The organism is Streptomyces sp. NPDC001770, assembly GCF_053596135.1.
Window position 1 is genome coordinate 70,892 of record NZ_JBSFFN010000019.1, and the last position, 15,808, is coordinate 86,699.

The window sequence follows — 15,808 nt, forward strand, 5'->3', positions numbered from 1 at the left end:
ATCGTCCGGCCCGGCTAACCGGCGCCGGGCGCGGCTCCCCGACCGGGTTCCGGAAGCCCCGGCCACGCGCGCCCGCACCGGTCCGCCGCACGAGTGCGCCGCACAGATCCGCTCCACGGGTCCGCTCCACGGGTCCGTCAGACCGGCGGCCACGGGATGGCGGGCCACTGCCCGCTCGGCACCGGGTGCAGCCCGGTCGCCCGGAGTCCGGCGACCCGTTCGCGCACGGCGTCCAGCTCCACCGGGGTGATGAGCCCGCTCAGCCGCCCGGCCAGCGGCGCCTCGGGCACCAGCTCGTCGGCGAGCCGGTCCAGCACCTCCACCGCGTCGGCGGTCAGCGGCTCGCCCGCCCAGCCCCAGAGCAGGGTGCGCAGCTTGTCGTCGGAGTGGAAGGTGACGCCGTGGTCGATGCCGTAGAGCAGCCCGCCCGGCGCCGGCAGGAGGTGGCCGCCCTTGCGGTCGCTGTTGTTGATCACCGCGTCGAGCACCGCGAGCCGCCGCAGCCGGGCGTCGTCCGCGTGCACCAGCAAGGCTGTCCTCCCCTCGCCCACGTCGGCGAGGCCCACCGCCTTCCAGCCGTCCTCCGGCTCCTCCCCCTCGACGAGGGCGAGCATCGGACCGGCGTCCGGCTCGGCGTCGATCCACAGCTGGCACATGCCCTCGCCGTACGGGCCCTCGCGCAGCACGGTGGGCGGGACGAGCCCCCAGCCGGTGGCCTCCGACACCTCCCAGGCCGCCACCTCGCGCTGGGCGAGGGTGCCGTCGGGGAAGTCCCACAGCGGCTGCTCCCCGGCGACGGGCTTGTAGACGCACGGCAGCTCCACGCCCTCGTGGGCGACGGTGCAGCGCAGGACCGCGTTGGAGGCTCCGGGGACGCGGCCCAGGACGGTGAGCCGCCCCTCGGTGAGCAGGGTGACCAGTTCGGCTGCGGTCGTCATGCCCCGCGCCGGTATCCGTTCTGGCGCGGGCACACGTGTCCTTCCGGGTCGAGCGGCAGGCTGCACAGGGGGCACGGCGGGCGGCCTGCGGAGACGACGTCCAGGGCGCGCTTGGCGAAGGCCCGCGCCTGGGCGCCGCTGAGGCGTACCCGGAGCATCGGCGGGCCGTTCTCCTCGTCCTGGAGAAGCCTTTCCTCCGCCGCCGCGAGGTCGTCCTCGGTCTCGACGTCGATCTCGACGAGGGCCTGGGCCTCGACGACCATGCACTGCTCGTCGCCGTCCCAGGCCAGCGCCATCGTGCCGACCCGGAACTCCTCGTCCACGGGGGTGTCGAGCGGCGCGGTGTCGGCGACGGTCATCGGGGCGACCGCGGGGACCGGCGAGTTGCCGCCGGTGCGGCGGACGACCTCGTCCAGCAGCTCGTCGATCCGCTCCGCCAGCGCGGCGACCTGGGTCTTCTCCAGGGCCACGCTGGTGACCCGGCCGCCTGCGGACGCCTGAAGGAAAAACGTACGGCGTCCAGGCAGCCCGACCGTGCCGGCCACGAATCGTTCCGGCGGGTCGTAGAGGAACACCTGACGGGACACGTCCAGCTCTCCCTTGGGGAATCGGCGGCGGACGGGGTCTGACCCCCGCCGCCCGGGGACGGTTGCCGGGAAACCCATCGACGGGCCGCCTACGGCCCGTCCACCCTATCGCCAGGAGCGATCACGGCGCCCCAGCGCCGCCCCCCACCTGGGCGTGCGATCCGTGGTCCGCGTCGTCGGCCGGGGTTGCGTCGGCGCCGAGTCCCTGCTCGCGCGGGGCGAGTCCTGCCAGGTCGCCGGTGTCGCCGAGGCGCAGCAGGAACGGGCGCAGCCGCGTGTAGCGGACGGCGGTGACCGAGCAGGGGTCGACGTGGATGCGCTGGAAGAGGTCCAGGTGCATGCCGAGGGCGTCGGCGACGACGGCCTTGATGATGTCGCCGTGGGAGCACATCACGTAGACGGCGTCCTCGCCGTACTCGGCCTCGATGCGCGCGTTCCAGGCCCGTACGGCGTCGACCGCGCGGTTCTGCATCGCACGCATCGACTCGCCGCCCGGGAAGGCGGCGGCGGAGGGGTGCTGCTGCACGACGGACATCAGCGGCTCGTCGGAGAGCTCGGCGAGCTTGCGCCCGGACCAGTCGCCGTAGTCGCACTCGGAGAGGGCGTCCTCGACGTGCAGGGGGAGACCGGGGCGCGCGTCCAGCAGCGGCTGGAGGGTCTGCCGGCAGCGCTGGAGGGGGCTGCTGACGGCGGCCACGAGCGGCAGTCCGGCGAGGCGGCCGGGCAGTCCGGCGGCCTGTTCGGCGCCGCGCTCGTCCAGCTGGACACCGGGGGTACGGCCCGCGAGCACCCCGGAGGTGTTGGCGGTGGAGCGTCCGTGGCGTACGAGGATCAGGGTGGGCATACCGGCCAGCCTAACGACCCCTCGCGCAGGTCCAGGGGCGGGGCGAAGGTGTGCTTTCGGCCGGGGCAGGGAAGAATGCGCGCCGTGATTGTCGACTGTGCCATCTACCGGGACGGGCGCCGGACGGACGGCCCCGACGACTTCTCCGACGCGCTGGACGAGGCGCGGGCCGTAGGGGACGCCTTTCTCTGGATCGGGCTGCACGAGCCCACCGAGGAGGAGTTCTCCCTGGTGACCAAGGAGTTCGGGCTGCATCCCCTCGCCGTGGAGGACGCGCTCAAGGCGCACCAGCGGCCCAAGCTGGAGATCTACGACGACTCCTTGCTCATGGTGCTCAAGCCGATCGCGTACGAACCGGACGGTGACACGGTCAGCGCGGACGAGCTGATGGTCTTCGTGGGCGACTCGTTCGTGGTGACGGTCCGCCACGGCGAGAGCTCTCCGCTGGCGGACGTACGGCGCCGGCTGGAGGCCCAGCCCGGGGTGCTGCGGCAGGGGCCGACCGCCGTGCTGTACGCCGTCAGCGACTCGGTCGTGGACCACTACATAGACGTGGCGGGCGAGCTGCAGATCGACCTGGAGGAGCTGGAGACCCAGGTGTTCGCGCCGAGCGGCAACGCCGAGTCGCAGCACACCGCGAGCCGCATCTACACCTTCAAGCGCCAGGTGATGGAGTTCCGCCGCGCCGCCGGTCCGCTGGCCGGGCCGGTGACCCGGCTCGCGGGGACCGGGGTGCCGTTCGTGCACGCGGAGTCGCAGCCCTTCTTCCGGGACGTCGGCGACCACCTCACCCGCGCCAACGAGCAGGTGGAGGGGCTGGACCGGCTGCTGTCCGACATCCTCTCGGCGCATCTGGCGCAGATGGGGGTCCGGCAGAACGACGACATGCGCAAGATCTCGGCCTGGGCGGCGATGGCCGCCGTACCGACGATGGTCGCGGGCATCTACGGCATGAACTTCGACCACATGCCGGAACTCCACTGGGTGTGGTCCTACCCGGCGGTGATCGTGCTGATGGGCGGGGCGGTCCTCGGGCTGTACCGGATGTTCAAGCGGCGCGGCTGGCTCTGACCGCACCGCCCCGGCCGCCCTGCTCTGCTCGCGGGAACGTCAGGCGAACTCGGCGCCCGCCACGGCCGGGGACCCGAGGGCGTCTCGGCGCTCGGGCTCGGCCAGGCTCACCATCCGGCGCCAGCCGGCCAGCCGCTCGTACGCGTACATCGCGTGGATTCCCGCCGCCAGGGCCGCCGCCTTCGGCCGGGGCCAGCCGAGGATGCGGCCCATGTGGCCCATGACGGCGAGACTGACGTCGCGGTAGACCCTGATCTCGGCGAGGGCGCACTCGCGCAGGATGCGCTGGATCGTACGGCCGTGGCCGGTGCGGGCGAGGCGGAGGAGTTCCTCGTGGCAGTAGGCGAGGTGGTTGTCCTCGTCGTGCGAGATCATCCGCACGGCGCGGCCGATGACGGGGTCGTCGGCGAAGTACTTGAGCAGCAGGCGCATCTGCTCGGACGCCCGCTGCTCGGTGACCCGGCTGTGGGCCAGATAGGTGACGATGTCGCGCTCCGTGAGCGGTTCCTCGCCCTTGAGCCGCTCATGGGCGAGGCCGATCCCGTGGCGCTCCAGCAGCATCGTGTAGTCGGTGTCGGCCGGGACCTCGGCGGCGGGCAGCCCGCGCTTCTTCAGCAGCGCGTCGAAGATCCGCCCGTGCTTGTCCTCGTCCGCACCGTGCCGGACGATTTTCGGGGCCAGGGCGCGCTGGCTCCGGGGGACGAGCGCGGCGATACGGGCGTTCTCCCAGCCCCCCTGCGACTCACCGCCGGCGGCAATGGAGCAGAAGAGCCGGAACGACTCGTCGTCGTCGAGGATCTCCTGGAAGAGACTTTTTGCCGAGAGCATGACTGCCACCTCCGTACCGGTGTCCGCAGATAAGAAGTCAAAGGCTCCGCGGCGTTCCGGGCAACCGGAGCGGGCGGGGTGGTGTCCGGCCCTGATCCGCCGGGCCCTTGACGCACCGGACACCACCCCGGCCGATCCGGCCGGTGGCGGTTACCCGGCGGCGCCGGAGCGCTCCAGGGCCTCCGTACCGGCGCGCAGGGCGGCGATCCGCTCCTCCAGGGTGAATCCGGCCGGGGCGAGGGTGAGGGTGGTGACACCGGCCTCGGCGTAGGCGCGCATCCCGTCGGCGATCCGGTCGACCGGGCCGAGCAGGGTGGTCTGGTCGATCAGCCGGTGCGGGACGGCGGCGGCGGCGCCGCTCTTGTCGCCGGCGAGGTACTTGTCCTGGATCTCGGCGGCCTCCTTCTCGTACCCCATGCGCTGGGCGAGCTGGTTGTAGAAGTTCTGCTTCCGGCTGCCCATGCCGCCGACGTAGAGCGCCGTGTACGGCCGGAACATGTCCGCCAGGCCCTGCACGTCGTCGCCGACCGCCAGCGGGACGGTCGGGCAGACGTCGAAGCCCGCCAGGGGCAGCCCGGCCTTCTCGCGGCCGGCCCGCAGGTGCCGCAGCGCGGTCTCCTCCAGGTGTTCGGCGGACGGGAAGATCAGCAGGGCGCCGTCGGCGATCTCGCCGGTCTGCTCCAGGTTCTTCGGGCCGATGGCGGCGATGTAGAGCGGGATGTGCTCGCGCTGCGGGTGGACGGTGAGCTTGATCGGCTTGCCGGGGCCGCCGGGCAGCGGGAGCGTCCAGTGCTGCCCCTCGTACGTCAGGCGCTCGCGGGCCATCGCCTTGCGGACGATGTCGACGTACTCGCGGGTGCGGGCCAGCGGCTTGTCGAACTTCACGCCGTACCAGCCCTCGGAGACCTGCGGTCCCGAGACGCCGAGGCCCAGGCGGAAGCGTCCGCCGGAGAGGGAGTCGAGGGTGGCCGCCGTCATGGCGGTCATCGCGGGCTGCCGGGCCGGGATCTGCATGATCGCGGACCCCACGTCGATGGACTCGGTCTGCGCGGCGACCCAGGTGAGCACGGTCGGCGCGTCGGAGCCGTACGCCTCCGCCGCCCAGCAGACGTCGTAGCCGAGGCGGTCCGCCTCCTGCGCGACGGCGAGGTTGTCGGCGTCCATGCCCGCGCCCCAGTAACCGAGATTGATGCCGAGCCGCATATCCGCTCCCCTTACTGATCAGTAACGTCCCTGTGCGCCGGACTCTAGCGCGGCCGGACGCCGTCCGGCAGGGGCGGGGCCGCGCCATGGTTGTCCACAGGCTTCCCCGCTCCGGGGGCCCGGACAGTAATCTCTGCGCCCATGGAGCAGAGGCATCTCGGCCGTACCGGCCTTCGTGTGTCCCGGATCGGGCTCGGCACGCTCACCTGGGGCCGGGACACGGACGAGCACGACGCCGCCGACCAGTTGAAGGCCTTCTGGGATGCGGGCGGCACTCTGGTCGACACGGCGGACGCCTACGGGGGTGGGGAGGCGGAGTACCTCCTCGGACGGCTCCTGGGCGGGCTGGTGCCCCGGGAGGACCTCGTGGTGGCCACGAAGGCGGGCAGCGTGCGCGATCCGTACCGCAGGTTCAACGGCTCGCGCGGGCATCTGCTGACCGCGCTGGACGCGTCCCTGGAGCGGCTCGGCACGGACTACGTCGATCTGTGGCAGGTGCACGCCTTCGATCCGGTGACTCCGCTGGAGGAGACGCTCCAGGCGCTGGACCTCGCGGTCGCCTCGGGCCGGGTGCGGTACGCGGGGGTCTCCAACTTCTGCGGCTGGCAGCTGGCCAAGGCAGCGACCTGGCAGCTCGCGGCGCCCGGGGCGCGGACCCGGCTGGCCGGCACGCAGATGGAGTACTCCCTGCTGCAACGCGGCGTGGAGCGCGAGGTGCTGCCCGCCGCCCTCGATCTCGGGGTGGGGCTGCTGCCCTCGTCCCCGCTGGGGCGCGGCGTGCTGACCGGCAAGTACCGGACGGGCACCCCGTCCGGTTCGCGCGGGGCCTCCGAGCAGCTGGCGCCCTTCGTGGAGCCGTACCTCGACGAGGCGGCGAGCCGCATCGTGGAGGCGGTCGCGACGGCCGCCGACGGGCTGGCCACCACCCCGCTGCAGGTCGCGCTCGCGTGGGTGCGCGACCGGCCGGGCGTGGCCGCCCCGGTGATCGGCGCGCGCAACGCGCAGCAGCTCACCGAGGCTTTGTCAGTGGAGACGCTTACGCTTCCTGACGAGATCTGCCAGGCGCTCGACGACGTGTCGGCGCCCGTGCACCGCTATCCGGACCAGGACTGGAGCACGCTGTGACTGCGCTTCCCCGGGGGGAGACCCCGGGCCACTCGGCCGAGGACACCGAGAACCCCGAGCACCCGGAGGACCGCCCGGGGCTGCCCGAACATGGCGCCGAGGACCGCTCGGGGCTGCCCGCCGGCGTAGCGGACGGTTCCGCCGACGATCCGGCCGACGATCCGGCCGACGGTTCCGCGGCCGGCGAGACCCCCGGGGCCGCCGCCGCGGGCGAGGCGGGTGACGCCCCGGCCGTGTCCGAGGCGCAGGCCGAGCTCGCCGCCCAGCGCGAGCTGCGCAAGCGCATCGAGCAGCGGAAGGCCGAGAAGGACGGGCCGATCGCGGCGGGGACGCGGCTGAGCGGCACGGCCGCCGAGCTGCTGGCCGCCGTCCGGGCGGTGGAGAGCGGTGAGAAGACCGCCTCCACGTTCTACGAGGCTCCCGCCGCCCCCGCCGCGCGGGCGGCGGCCCCGGTGGCGGACCGCCCCCGCAATCCCCTCCCCCGGCCCGCCTCCGCCGCCCCGGTGTCGCAGGAGGCGCCGGAGGAGGCCGTGGAGGCGGTACGCGCCGTGCTCGCCGGGGCGGGCGCCCCGGTGGCGCTGGCTCCGGCGGCCGCCCGGACCCTGGGCGAGCAGGCGGCCGAGGTGCTGCGGCAGGACCCCTGGCAGTTGCTGGCCGTCCCCGGGGTGCGCCCCGAGGTGGCGGACGGGTTCGCCCGCGCGCTGCTGGGGCCGGAGTGCGGTCCCGACGACGAGCGCCGGACCGCGGCGCTGGTGGGGTGGCTGCTGGAGCAGGCCGCCGTGCGCGGCCACACGGCGCTGGACGTCGTCGCGGTACGGGCCGCGCTGGCCGGGCACGGGGTGACCGACCCGGAGACGGCCGTGGACGACGCGGTGGCCGAGGGGGTCGCGCTGCTCTTCGAGGAGGGCGTGGACCCGGCCGGGGCCGAGGAGCCCGTCGAGGGGTCCGCAGCCGGGGACACCGACGACGAGAGCGCCGGCACCGCCGGTGAGGCCGTCGCCGAGACCGCCGGTGCGGAGGCATCGGGCCCCGCTCTGCTGGGCCTCGACCGGTACGCCCTGGCCGAGGAGAGCCTCGCCGACGGGCTGGGCCGCCTGGCCAACGCGTGCGAGAAGGGCGCCGACTGGACGGACGCGGCCTCGGCCGCCCCCTCGCCCTCGGTCGCCGAGCTGATCCGTGCGGCCGCCGGGGCCGGCCTGGTCGTCCACTCCGGGGGTGAGGCGGCCCGCGCGGAGCCCGCCGCCCTGCTGGTGGCGGCTCGCGGACTCGGCCTGCGCGCGCTGGGTGCCACCCACAGCACGGACGGCCGCCGCCGGCTGGCCGCCGGGGCCGGGGACCCCGGCGCGGCCGTCACGCTCGCCGGGCTGCTCTCCGGCGCCGAGGGTCCCGGCCGGGACGAGGAGGGGGCGCTCGCGCTCGACCTGCTGGTGGTCCTGGACGCCCCGCAGCTGGACGTGGAGACCGCCGCGGCGCTCGTGGAGGCCCTCGCGGACGGTACGCGGCTGGTGCTGAGCGGCGACCCGGGGGTGCTGGGTTCGGCCGGTGCGGGCCGCGTCTTCGCGGACGTGCTCGCCGCCCGCGCCTGCCCGCAGGTGATCTCCCGCACACCCGATCCCGGACCCATCGGCGAGCTGGTCTCCGGTATCGGCATCGGTGAGCTGAGCCAGGTCGAGGCGCCGGGCAAGGAAGTGGTGATCGTGCCGGTGCGGGACGCGGGCGAGGCCGTGCACCGCACCGTGCAGCTGGTCGCCGACTCCGTACCGCGCGCGTTCGGCATCGACGCCGCGGACACCCGGGTGATCACCGTGGGCCACGGCGGCCCGGCGGGCACCCGGGCGTTGAACGCGGCGCTCAAGGAGCGCCTGAACCCCGGGCCAGGCCGGTTCGGCGGTTTCGACCCGGGCGACCGGGTGGTCCACGTGCCCGCGCCCGGCCGGACCGTGCCCGGAGTCGTGGTGTCGGCCGGCGCCGAGGGGCTGCGGCTGGACTGCGAGGGCACCGAGGTCGTCGTACCGCAGGGCCGGGTGGCCTCGGCCGTCCGGCACGGCTGGGCGCTCAGCGCCCACCAGGCGGCCGGGATGCGCTGGCCGGCCGCGGTCGTCGTGCTCCCCGGGGACGCGGCGCAGGGGCTCAGCAGGCCGTGGGTGTACACCGCGTTCGGCCGGGGCGAGCGCCATCTGTCCGTGGTGCACGGCGTGGACCGGGCGCTGCCCAGGGCCGTGGCCGAGATCCCGGCGCAGGAGCGCACCACACGGCTGCGCGCCCTCCTGGAGGCCCTGCCGACGCCCGACGCGTCGTCCTAGGTGACCTCGGCGCGCTGGGCCCCGGAGAACCCCGCACCGCCTCGGACAGGCCGGTGGCCCGGTGCGCGACGCACCGGGCCACCGGCCTTCCATGAGCCGTCCGGCTCGGCGGCTGCGGTCAGACGCCGGACGGGAGGCCGTCCAGATCGTCGTCGTCGGAATCGTCGTCCAGGTCGTCGTCGAAGACCGAGCTGACGTCGAACCGGCACACCACCAGTTCCGGGTCCACGTCGTCGAAGGGCGCCCCGAGCCACTCGCCCGGGTCCGCCGTCTCCTCGGCGGCGGCGATCCAGAGCGTGGAGTCCCCCTCGGCGAGGCCGAACTCCTTGTGGCGGGAAGCGATCTCGTCGGGTTCGTACTCGCCGAACAAAACGCCGAGTGCGGCGTGGACGCTCGTACCGACGACCGCGACGTGGCCGGTGTCGAGGTCGTCCGGATCGGCGTCCGCGAGGCGTTGCGCCTGGGCGAGCAGCCGCTGCGGGTCCGCCACCGCGTAGTCGCGCCGGATCAGCACGCTGAGCGCGCTCGGCTCGGCCGGTCCGGCGTACGGGGGCAGGGAGTCGTCCGTGCCCGGGATCTCGAAGGGAGTGACTTCGTCGTGCCGTTCGTAGAGGAGTTCGTCGTAGACCTCGGCGGCGGCGGCGAGAGCGTTGAACGCTTCGTAGACGGCGGGGTCCTCGTCCCCGCTACGGCGTTCGACCGCGTCGAGGTGACGGTCGATCGCGGCTTTGACCGCTTCGGCGGCGGCACGTACCTCGGCAGCGGTGGGCTGCGCAGCATCAGACATGAGGCAGACGCTATCCGTACCGGGGCTCTGCCCGCACAATAGATGCGATGCCGGAATACGAATTTGTCGACGTGTACGTGCCGCGCGGGGTCTCCCGCAAGGATGCGGCCCGCCTTCTGACCGACCACGCCGAGTACGGGCACTGGGAGTTGGACCGCCTGACGCTCCGCCACGACGGCAGCCGCAGGGTGCGGCTGCGACGGAGGATCATCCGCCAGCTCAGGGCCACTTGGTGACGCCAGGAGCGGGCCCCGCGACCGCGGGACCCGCTCCCCTTCCTCATGTCCGGCACCGGGCCCGGGGCGCCTCCGTCCGGACCGTGGCGGGCTCGCGCGCCCCGGCCCGGTCCGAACGGTGTGGCCCCTCCCGGTTCCGGTCCCGGAGGTCCGCCTAGGCGGCGCTGCGCGAGCGGCGGTAGAACACCGCTCCGGCGCCGGCGAGCAGCATGCCCGCGCCGGCCGGGATCAGCATGCTGAGGTCACCGGCACCGGTCTCCGCGAGCTGCGGAGGGGTGTGCACCTCGGGGGCGGGCGGCTCGTGGGCCGGCGGAGCGACGGGCTCCTCGGGCGGCGCGACCGGGACCTCCGGCACGACGGGCGGCGGGACGTACGTGGCGTCGTTGGCGCAGTCGTTGCCGAAGACCGGGTTGAGCAGACCCACGATGTCCACGGAGTTGCCGCAGGCGTTGACGGGGATGTCGACCGGCGCCTGGACGCTGTTGCCGGAGAGGATGCCGGGAGACCCCTGCGCGACCCCCTCCGCCGTGGCTCCGCCGCCGACGGCCTTGGTGGAGTCGGTGGCGCGGTGCTTGCCGGTCCCCGGGGCGGCGTTCCGGCCCTGGTGCGCCGAGGTGTCTCCGGCGCCCGCGTGCGGGGAGCCGGACGTCCGGCCGGTTCCGCCGCCGGTCACGGAGCCGCTCTGCGACGTGTTCGCGCAGTTGTTTCCGAATGCCGGGTTGAGCAGACCGATGACGTCGACGGAATTCCCGCAGACGTTGACCGGAACCTCGATCGGAATCTGGATGCTGTTCCCGGATGCCACTCCCGGGGAATTCGTCGCGGCGGCAGCCGCTCCGGAGTCGGCGTGCGCGTAGCCCCCACCGAGTGCGAGCACTCCGCCCGCTGCCGCCATGGTGATCAGGCCTTTACGAGTGACCTGTCGCATAGGTGTTTTCCTGCCTTCTGCACTTCCGAATTACCCCCGGACACGACCGTGCGAGGGCCGAATGCCGGTCGGCCCCGGAGCGCATGGCGCGCGCTCCGGGGCCGACCGGGCTCCAACCCTTACGGGTTGACGCTCAACGTCAGGCGTTGACGCAGGTGTTGCCGAAGGCCGGGTTCAGGAGCCCGATCACGTCGATGGTGTTGCCGCACAGGTTCACCGGAACGTGGACGGGGACCTGGATGACGTTGCCCGAGATGACGCCGGGGCTGCCGATGGCGGCACCCTGGGCACCCGCGTCGGCAACGGCCATGCCGGCGCCCGCGAGCACGAGACCACCGGTGACAGCCGCAGCGGCGGCAATCTTCTTGATCATTGTTCCTCCTCGTTGGAAATGCGGTCCCAGCCGCGGACCGCATCACCTGTAACGAGGAGAAATTCAGAGGGCTACGAGCCCAACCCCCCTTTCACTCTTTCCGGTGAGATACGGACAGGCGGGCGAATTACGTCACCGGGGCGGGTCGGAAGCGTGGAGTACCGGCTCAGCTGTGGTCGATGAACCGGTCCAGCACCCGTACGCCGAACTGCAGGCCGTCCACCGGTACGCGCTCGTCCACGCCGTGGAACATGCCGGCGAAGTCGAGCTCCGGCGGCAGCTTGAGCGGCGCGAAACCGAATCCCCGGATGCCCAGGTCGTCGAAGGACTTGGCGTCCGTGCCGGCCGACAGCATGTACGGCACGGCACGCGCGATCGGGTCCTCGGCCACCAGGGCCTTCTGCATGGCGTCCACCAGGGCGCCGTCGAAGGTCGTCTCCAGCGCCTTGTCCGCGTGCACGTCCTCGCGCCGTACGTTCGGGCCGAGGATCCGGTCGATGTCGGCGAGGAACTCCTCCTCGTACCCCGGCAGGAAGCGGGCGTCCACGTGGGCGGTCGCCTGGCCCGGGATGACGTTGACCTTGTAGCCCGCGCCGAGCTGCGTCGGGTTGGCGGTGTTGCGCAGGGAGGCACCGATCAGCTTGGCGACGCTGCCCAGCCTGGCGAGGGTCTCCTCCATGTTCTCCGGGTCGAGCTCGACGCCCAGGGCGTCCGAGAGCTCGTCCAGGAAGTGGCGCAGGGTCTTGGTGACCCGGACCGGGAACTGGTGGCGCCCGAGCCGGCCGACCGCCTCGGACAGCTCGGTGATGGCGTTGTCCTTGTGGATCATCGAACCGTGCCCGGCGGTGCCGTCCACGGTCAGCTTCATCCAGTGCATGCCCTTCTGGGCCGTCTCCACCAGGTAGAGGCGCAACTGCTCGTTGACCGTCAGCGAGAAGCCTCCGACCTCGCTGATGGCCTCGGTGACGCCCTCGAAGAGCCCCGGGTGGTTGTCGACGAGGTAGCGGGCGCCGTACGTGCCGCCGGCCTCCTCGTCCGCGAGGAACGCCAGCACGATGTCGCGCGGGGGCTTGCGGCCGCTGCGCATCCGCTCACGGACGACCGCGAGCGTCATGGCGTCCATGTCCTTCATGTCGACCGCGCCGCGTCCCCAGACACAGCCGTCCGCGATCTCGCCGGAGAACGGGTCGTGGGTCCAGTCGGCGGCGTTGGCCGGGACGACGTCCGTGTGCCCGTGGATGAGGAGCGCGGGCCGGGAGGGGTCCTCGCCCTCGATCCGGGCCACGGTCGACGCGCGGCCCTTGTGCGATTCGAAGATCTGCGGTTCCAGCCCGACCTCGGCGAGCTTCTCCGCGACGTACTCCGCGGCGAGCCGCTCGCCGGGGCCGGAGTGGTCCCCGTAGTTGCTGGTGTCGATCCGGATCAGCTCACGACAGAGGTCCACGACCTCGTTCTCGGCGTTGCCGGTCTTCCCGGACGGACCTGCCTGGGAGGCGCTGCTCTCGCTCACACTGATTCCTTCCACTGTCACGGTGGTGCTCCCCCTCATCCTCGCGCGCCCGCCCCGCGCAGCCCAAGGCCGTCCCCCCGACGACATACGCCCGTCACACGGGGCTGCCCCACGAGCGGGAACGGGGGCGGCGAGGGGCGCCCGAGGGGTGGGCCGGAGGGGTGGACCCGGGGGTGATCGGGAGCCCCCGAATGTTTGGTATTGTTTTCCACGTCGGAACGGGACGGGAACAACGGCCCCGGGAACGACAGACACCTTGTCCGGGTGGCGGAATGGCAGACGCGCTAGCTTGAGGTGCTAGTGCCCTTTATCGGGCGTGGGGGTTCAAGTCCCCCCTCGGACACCGGCGAGAGACCCCAGATCCATCTGGGGTCTCTCTGCGTTTCCGGTCGGGGACGGGCGACTCCGGTGCGGGAACGGGACGTCCCGCCGGCTCGCTGCGGCCGGTCATGCGTGGTGCGACCCGTCGACTCCGCCGATGAACGCACCGACCGCCCGGGGCGGCTCCGGAGCCGCCCGGCCGCTCGGGTCGAGCGTGCTCCGAGGGGCGGCCCGGCCCCCGTTCATCGCGCCGCCAGCGCCTCGCGGTACCAGGGAGCGGCGAGCGGGAAGTCCGCTTCGAATCCCTCCCCGGGGCTCATCCCCAGGTCGCGCCAGAGGGGAAGGCTGTCGAAGACATGATCGGTCAGGACCATGTCCAGTCCTGAGGTCTGGAGCGCGGCCCTCTCCATCTGGGCCCGCGCTTGCGCTGCGGTGATCTCGCGGTCCGGCCACGCGAAGCCGGTGCAGGCGGCAACGGCCCGCAGGACGTCTCCCACCACACCGGGCACGGGGTGCGCCGCGTGGTAGACGGGCGCCGTCAGCGTCGACGCCGGGGCCAGGGCGGCGGCCACCAGGAGGCGCGACAGATCCGTCACGGGAATCAGGGAGACACGCGCGGCCCAGCCGTCCACCGTGGCCCGTACGTTGCGCAGCAGGCCATCCAGACCGGGGACCACCCACCGGTCTCCTTCCCCGTAGACCAGATGGGGTCGCAGGACGATGCCGCCGGCCGCGAGCACCTCGTCCTCGGCGACGGCCCGCGTCGCCGAGGTCGGTGAACGCGGATGGCGTACGAGTTCCTCGGGACGGCTGCCCCGAAAGGTGCCGCGCCCGTAGACGGACGCGGTGCTGAGGTAGACGATGCGGGAGACCCCCGCCCTGCGCGCCTCGCGCACCAGGGCCCGGGTGCCGCGCGCGTTCACGGCCTCGTTCGCCTCGGCTCCGCCCCCGATCCGGGAGGCGCAGTGGATCAGGACGTCGACGCCCTCGCAGGCACCACGCAGGGTGTCGGGTGAGGCCAGATCGGCACGGACCTCCGGCAACCCGGTCCGCGGTGAACGCCGGTGGGACATGAGCCGGACCGCGGCCCGTCGGCGCACCGCCTCACGAACCACGTGGCTGCCCACGAAGCCGGCCGCACCGGTGATCAGGAGGGTGGACACGCTTTCGTCTTCCGGGGAGGTGTCGTTCCGGGGTGTCTCCGCCGTGGAGCGTCGTCGCCCGGGATGCCCGTCGGCCCCGGCGCGTCGGCCGGCGGCGCGGTCGCCCCTCACGGGGTGCGCGGCCGCAGGACCAGGTCCGCGACGAAGACTTCTTCGTCGTGCTGCACGCCTCGTACCCTCACCGCACCGTCCGGACCGTCGCCCTCGCGCACCGGGACGGCCTCGATCCAGCACGGGGCGTCGAACTCCGCGTACCGCAGGAAGCGGCTGCGCAGCCCGAGCATGAGCCAGTCGGGCATGCCCACGGCAGCCCGTGCCGCCTGCCGAGCGGCCTCGAGCAGCATCATCCCGGGGATGTGGTCGACGGGATGGTCGAAGAAGGCGGGGTTGCCGGTGTCGACCCGGAGCTCCCAGCGGTTGTCGGCCGAGCCGGGCCGGGTACGGGCCAGCAGGACCTGCCGCTCGCAGCTCTGCCCCACGCCGGCCGGATCGGCGGCGGCCGGAACGGCACGGCACGCCGTGTTGGGCCGGCCCGCGCGCAGCCTCCGGTGGACGGCGGGGCTGACACAGGTGAAGGAGGCCGCGGCGGTGGCCAGCGCCTTCCCGTCACGCAGGGCCGCGACGTGGTAGCGCATACCGCTCAGCGCACCGCCGGACCGGACAGTGGGGTGGCAGTCCACCCGGAGTTCGACTTCGGTCGGCGTGGGCCGCACCGCGAGGAGCTCCGGATCGGTCGTGAACGACATGCCCTCCATCAGGAACTGATGACCCAGCGGAACACCGAACTCCGCGTGGGCGAGGAGCGATCCGGCCTGACGGGCGGACTCGATCAGCAGCATCGAGTCCTGAGTACCGCTCGAAGCGGCGAACAAGGAGTGGGCACGGGGCCATTGGGCGCTGACGAAGAAGGTCCGGGGCGAGCCGGCAGTGGCTGCTCCGACCGCCTTCCAGCCGGTGAGGAAGACTTCCGAGACGGCGGAGCGGTGCACGTATTCGCGCGGGACGGTCGTGGTCAGCCGCAGGGACGCGTCGTTCGTCCAGCCCCGGGCGGCGTCGCCGGACACGTGCCCGGTCGGATCTGCGACGGCTTCGCGCATCGAGTCGGTGGCGGCGGGTCTGGTGAGCGTGTTCACGAGCAGCACTCCTGTCAGTCCGGGCAGGCAGGGGTGACCACAACGCCGCGACCACCCCCCACTGGCCGTCATCAGCTTGATGAAATAAACATACAGATATGTCTGTCGGTTTGGGCAAGTAAAGATTTGGCATGGTCACCACACCGCCGGTCACCCCTTTCGGAACCGGTCCCCCTCCGCCCGAGGGGGGCTATTCAAGCCATCCGAGGAGGGCATCACGCGACTCCACGGGCCGTCGGGTGCCGGGGCGGATCGTTCGCGGCGTCGGCACCGATGTGGGATGCGGACCCGCTGACCCCGCCCTACGGTGCCCAGTGAATCACTCAGAGTAAATCAAACATACAAGTCTGCATGTTAAGGTCTTCCCTGCTTACTCGTCCTAGACCACACCCCGGTAGACCAGGAGGAGCGTATGAATGGCCATGTCGCAGACCTGCACGAACACTGTGCGGGTCTGC

General features: G+C 72.8%; 15 protein-coding genes and 1 tRNA gene. 5 read left to right on the plus strand and 11 right to left on the minus strand.

Annotated elements, in window-relative coordinates:
- Positions 1-137: 137 nt before the first annotated feature.
- The 3 genes from ACWCSV_RS18620 to ACWCSV_RS18630 form a co-directional block, all read right to left on the minus strand.
- Entirely contained in the window at positions 138-971 is an 834-nt protein-coding gene (locus ACWCSV_RS18620; protein WP_451143445.1) for an SCO1664 family protein, read from the minus strand.
- Positions 935-1,525, minus strand: coding sequence for a DUF3090 domain-containing protein (locus ACWCSV_RS18625; RefSeq protein ID WP_451143447.1), 591 nt, complete (start codon positions 1,523-1,525; stop codon positions 935-937). Before ACWCSV_RS18625 ends, ACWCSV_RS18620 begins: the two co-directional genes overlap by 37 nt.
- A gap of 121 nt (positions 1,526-1,646) precedes the next feature.
- A complete protein-coding gene (locus ACWCSV_RS18630) occupies positions 1,647-2,369 on the minus strand; it encodes a histidine phosphatase family protein (protein WP_451143449.1) in 723 nt (240 codons plus the stop codon).
- Between the two features lie 75 nt (positions 2,370-2,444).
- Between ACWCSV_RS18630 and ACWCSV_RS18635 the strand changes: the two genes are divergently transcribed.
- On the plus strand, positions 2,445-3,440 hold the full coding sequence (locus ACWCSV_RS18635; RefSeq protein ID WP_451143451.1) for a magnesium and cobalt transport protein CorA: 996 nt from the start codon (positions 2,445-2,447) through the stop codon (positions 3,438-3,440).
- A gap of 39 nt (positions 3,441-3,479) precedes the next feature.
- Here the strand turns inward: ACWCSV_RS18635 and ACWCSV_RS18640 are convergent, their stop codons facing one another.
- Together ACWCSV_RS18640 and ACWCSV_RS18645 are read right to left on the minus strand one after the other, a co-directional pair.
- Positions 3,480-4,268 carry a ferritin-like domain-containing protein gene (locus tag ACWCSV_RS18640; RefSeq protein ID WP_451143453.1) on the minus strand — a complete coding sequence of 263 codons (789 nt, stop codon included), beginning with the start codon at positions 4,266-4,268 and terminating at the stop codon, positions 3,480-3,482.
- 150 nt (positions 4,269-4,418) lie between these two features.
- On the minus strand, positions 4,419-5,471 hold the full coding sequence (locus tag ACWCSV_RS18645) for an LLM class F420-dependent oxidoreductase (protein WP_451143455.1): 1,053 nt from the start codon (positions 5,469-5,471) through the stop codon (positions 4,419-4,421).
- Between the two features lie 141 nt (positions 5,472-5,612).
- Between ACWCSV_RS18645 and ACWCSV_RS18650 the strand changes: the two genes are divergently transcribed.
- Entirely contained in the window at positions 5,613-6,596 is a 984-nt protein-coding gene (locus tag ACWCSV_RS18650) for an aldo/keto reductase (RefSeq protein ID WP_451143457.1), read from the plus strand.
- Entirely contained in the window at positions 6,593-8,899 is a 2,307-nt protein-coding gene (locus ACWCSV_RS18655; RefSeq protein ID WP_451143459.1) for a helix-hairpin-helix domain-containing protein, read from the plus strand. Before ACWCSV_RS18650 ends, ACWCSV_RS18655 begins: the two co-directional genes overlap by 4 nt.
- 118 nt (positions 8,900-9,017) lie before the next feature.
- Here the strand turns inward: ACWCSV_RS18655 and ACWCSV_RS18660 are convergent, their stop codons facing one another.
- On the minus strand, positions 9,018-9,686 hold the full coding sequence (locus ACWCSV_RS18660) for a hypothetical protein (protein WP_451143461.1): 669 nt from the start codon (positions 9,684-9,686) through the stop codon (positions 9,018-9,020).
- 47 nt (positions 9,687-9,733) lie between these two features.
- Between ACWCSV_RS18660 and ACWCSV_RS18665 the strand changes: the two genes are divergently transcribed.
- On the plus strand, positions 9,734-9,922 hold the full coding sequence (locus ACWCSV_RS18665) for a DUF5703 family protein (RefSeq protein WP_266702672.1): 189 nt from the start codon (positions 9,734-9,736) through the stop codon (positions 9,920-9,922).
- Positions 9,923-10,076: 154 nt separating this feature from the next.
- On the opposite strand, the gene ACWCSV_RS18670 is transcribed toward ACWCSV_RS18665, so the two are convergent.
- The 3 genes from ACWCSV_RS18670 to ACWCSV_RS18680 form a co-directional block, all read right to left on the minus strand.
- A complete protein-coding gene (locus tag ACWCSV_RS18670) occupies positions 10,077-10,850 on the minus strand; it encodes a chaplin (protein ID WP_451143463.1) in 774 nt (257 codons plus the stop codon).
- A 139-nt stretch (positions 10,851-10,989) separates the two neighbouring features.
- Entirely contained in the window at positions 10,990-11,223 is a 234-nt protein-coding gene (locus ACWCSV_RS18675; protein ID WP_451143465.1) for a chaplin, read from the minus strand.
- A 166-nt stretch (positions 11,224-11,389) separates the two neighbouring features.
- Positions 11,390-12,733 carry a M20/M25/M40 family metallo-hydrolase gene (locus ACWCSV_RS18680; protein ID WP_451143467.1) on the minus strand — a complete coding sequence of 448 codons (1,344 nt, stop codon included), beginning with the start codon at positions 12,731-12,733 and terminating at the stop codon, positions 11,390-11,392.
- A 258-nt stretch (positions 12,734-12,991) separates the two neighbouring features.
- Here ACWCSV_RS18680 and ACWCSV_RS18685 point away from each other — a divergent pair.
- Positions 12,992-13,076: transfer RNA gene (locus ACWCSV_RS18685), tRNA-Leu, on the plus strand.
- A 220-nt stretch (positions 13,077-13,296) separates the two neighbouring features.
- On the opposite strand, the gene ACWCSV_RS18690 is transcribed toward ACWCSV_RS18685, so the two are convergent.
- Both ACWCSV_RS18690 and ACWCSV_RS18695 read right to left on the minus strand, forming a co-directional pair.
- Positions 13,297-14,217 carry an NAD-dependent epimerase/dehydratase family protein gene (locus ACWCSV_RS18690; protein ID WP_451143469.1) on the minus strand — a complete coding sequence of 307 codons (921 nt, stop codon included), beginning with the start codon at positions 14,215-14,217 and terminating at the stop codon, positions 13,297-13,299.
- 107 nt (positions 14,218-14,324) lie between these two features.
- Positions 14,325-15,350, minus strand: coding sequence for a ScbA/BarX family gamma-butyrolactone biosynthesis protein (locus ACWCSV_RS18695; protein WP_451143471.1), 1,026 nt, complete (start codon positions 15,348-15,350; stop codon positions 14,325-14,327).
- Positions 15,351-15,808: the final 458 nt, after the last annotated feature.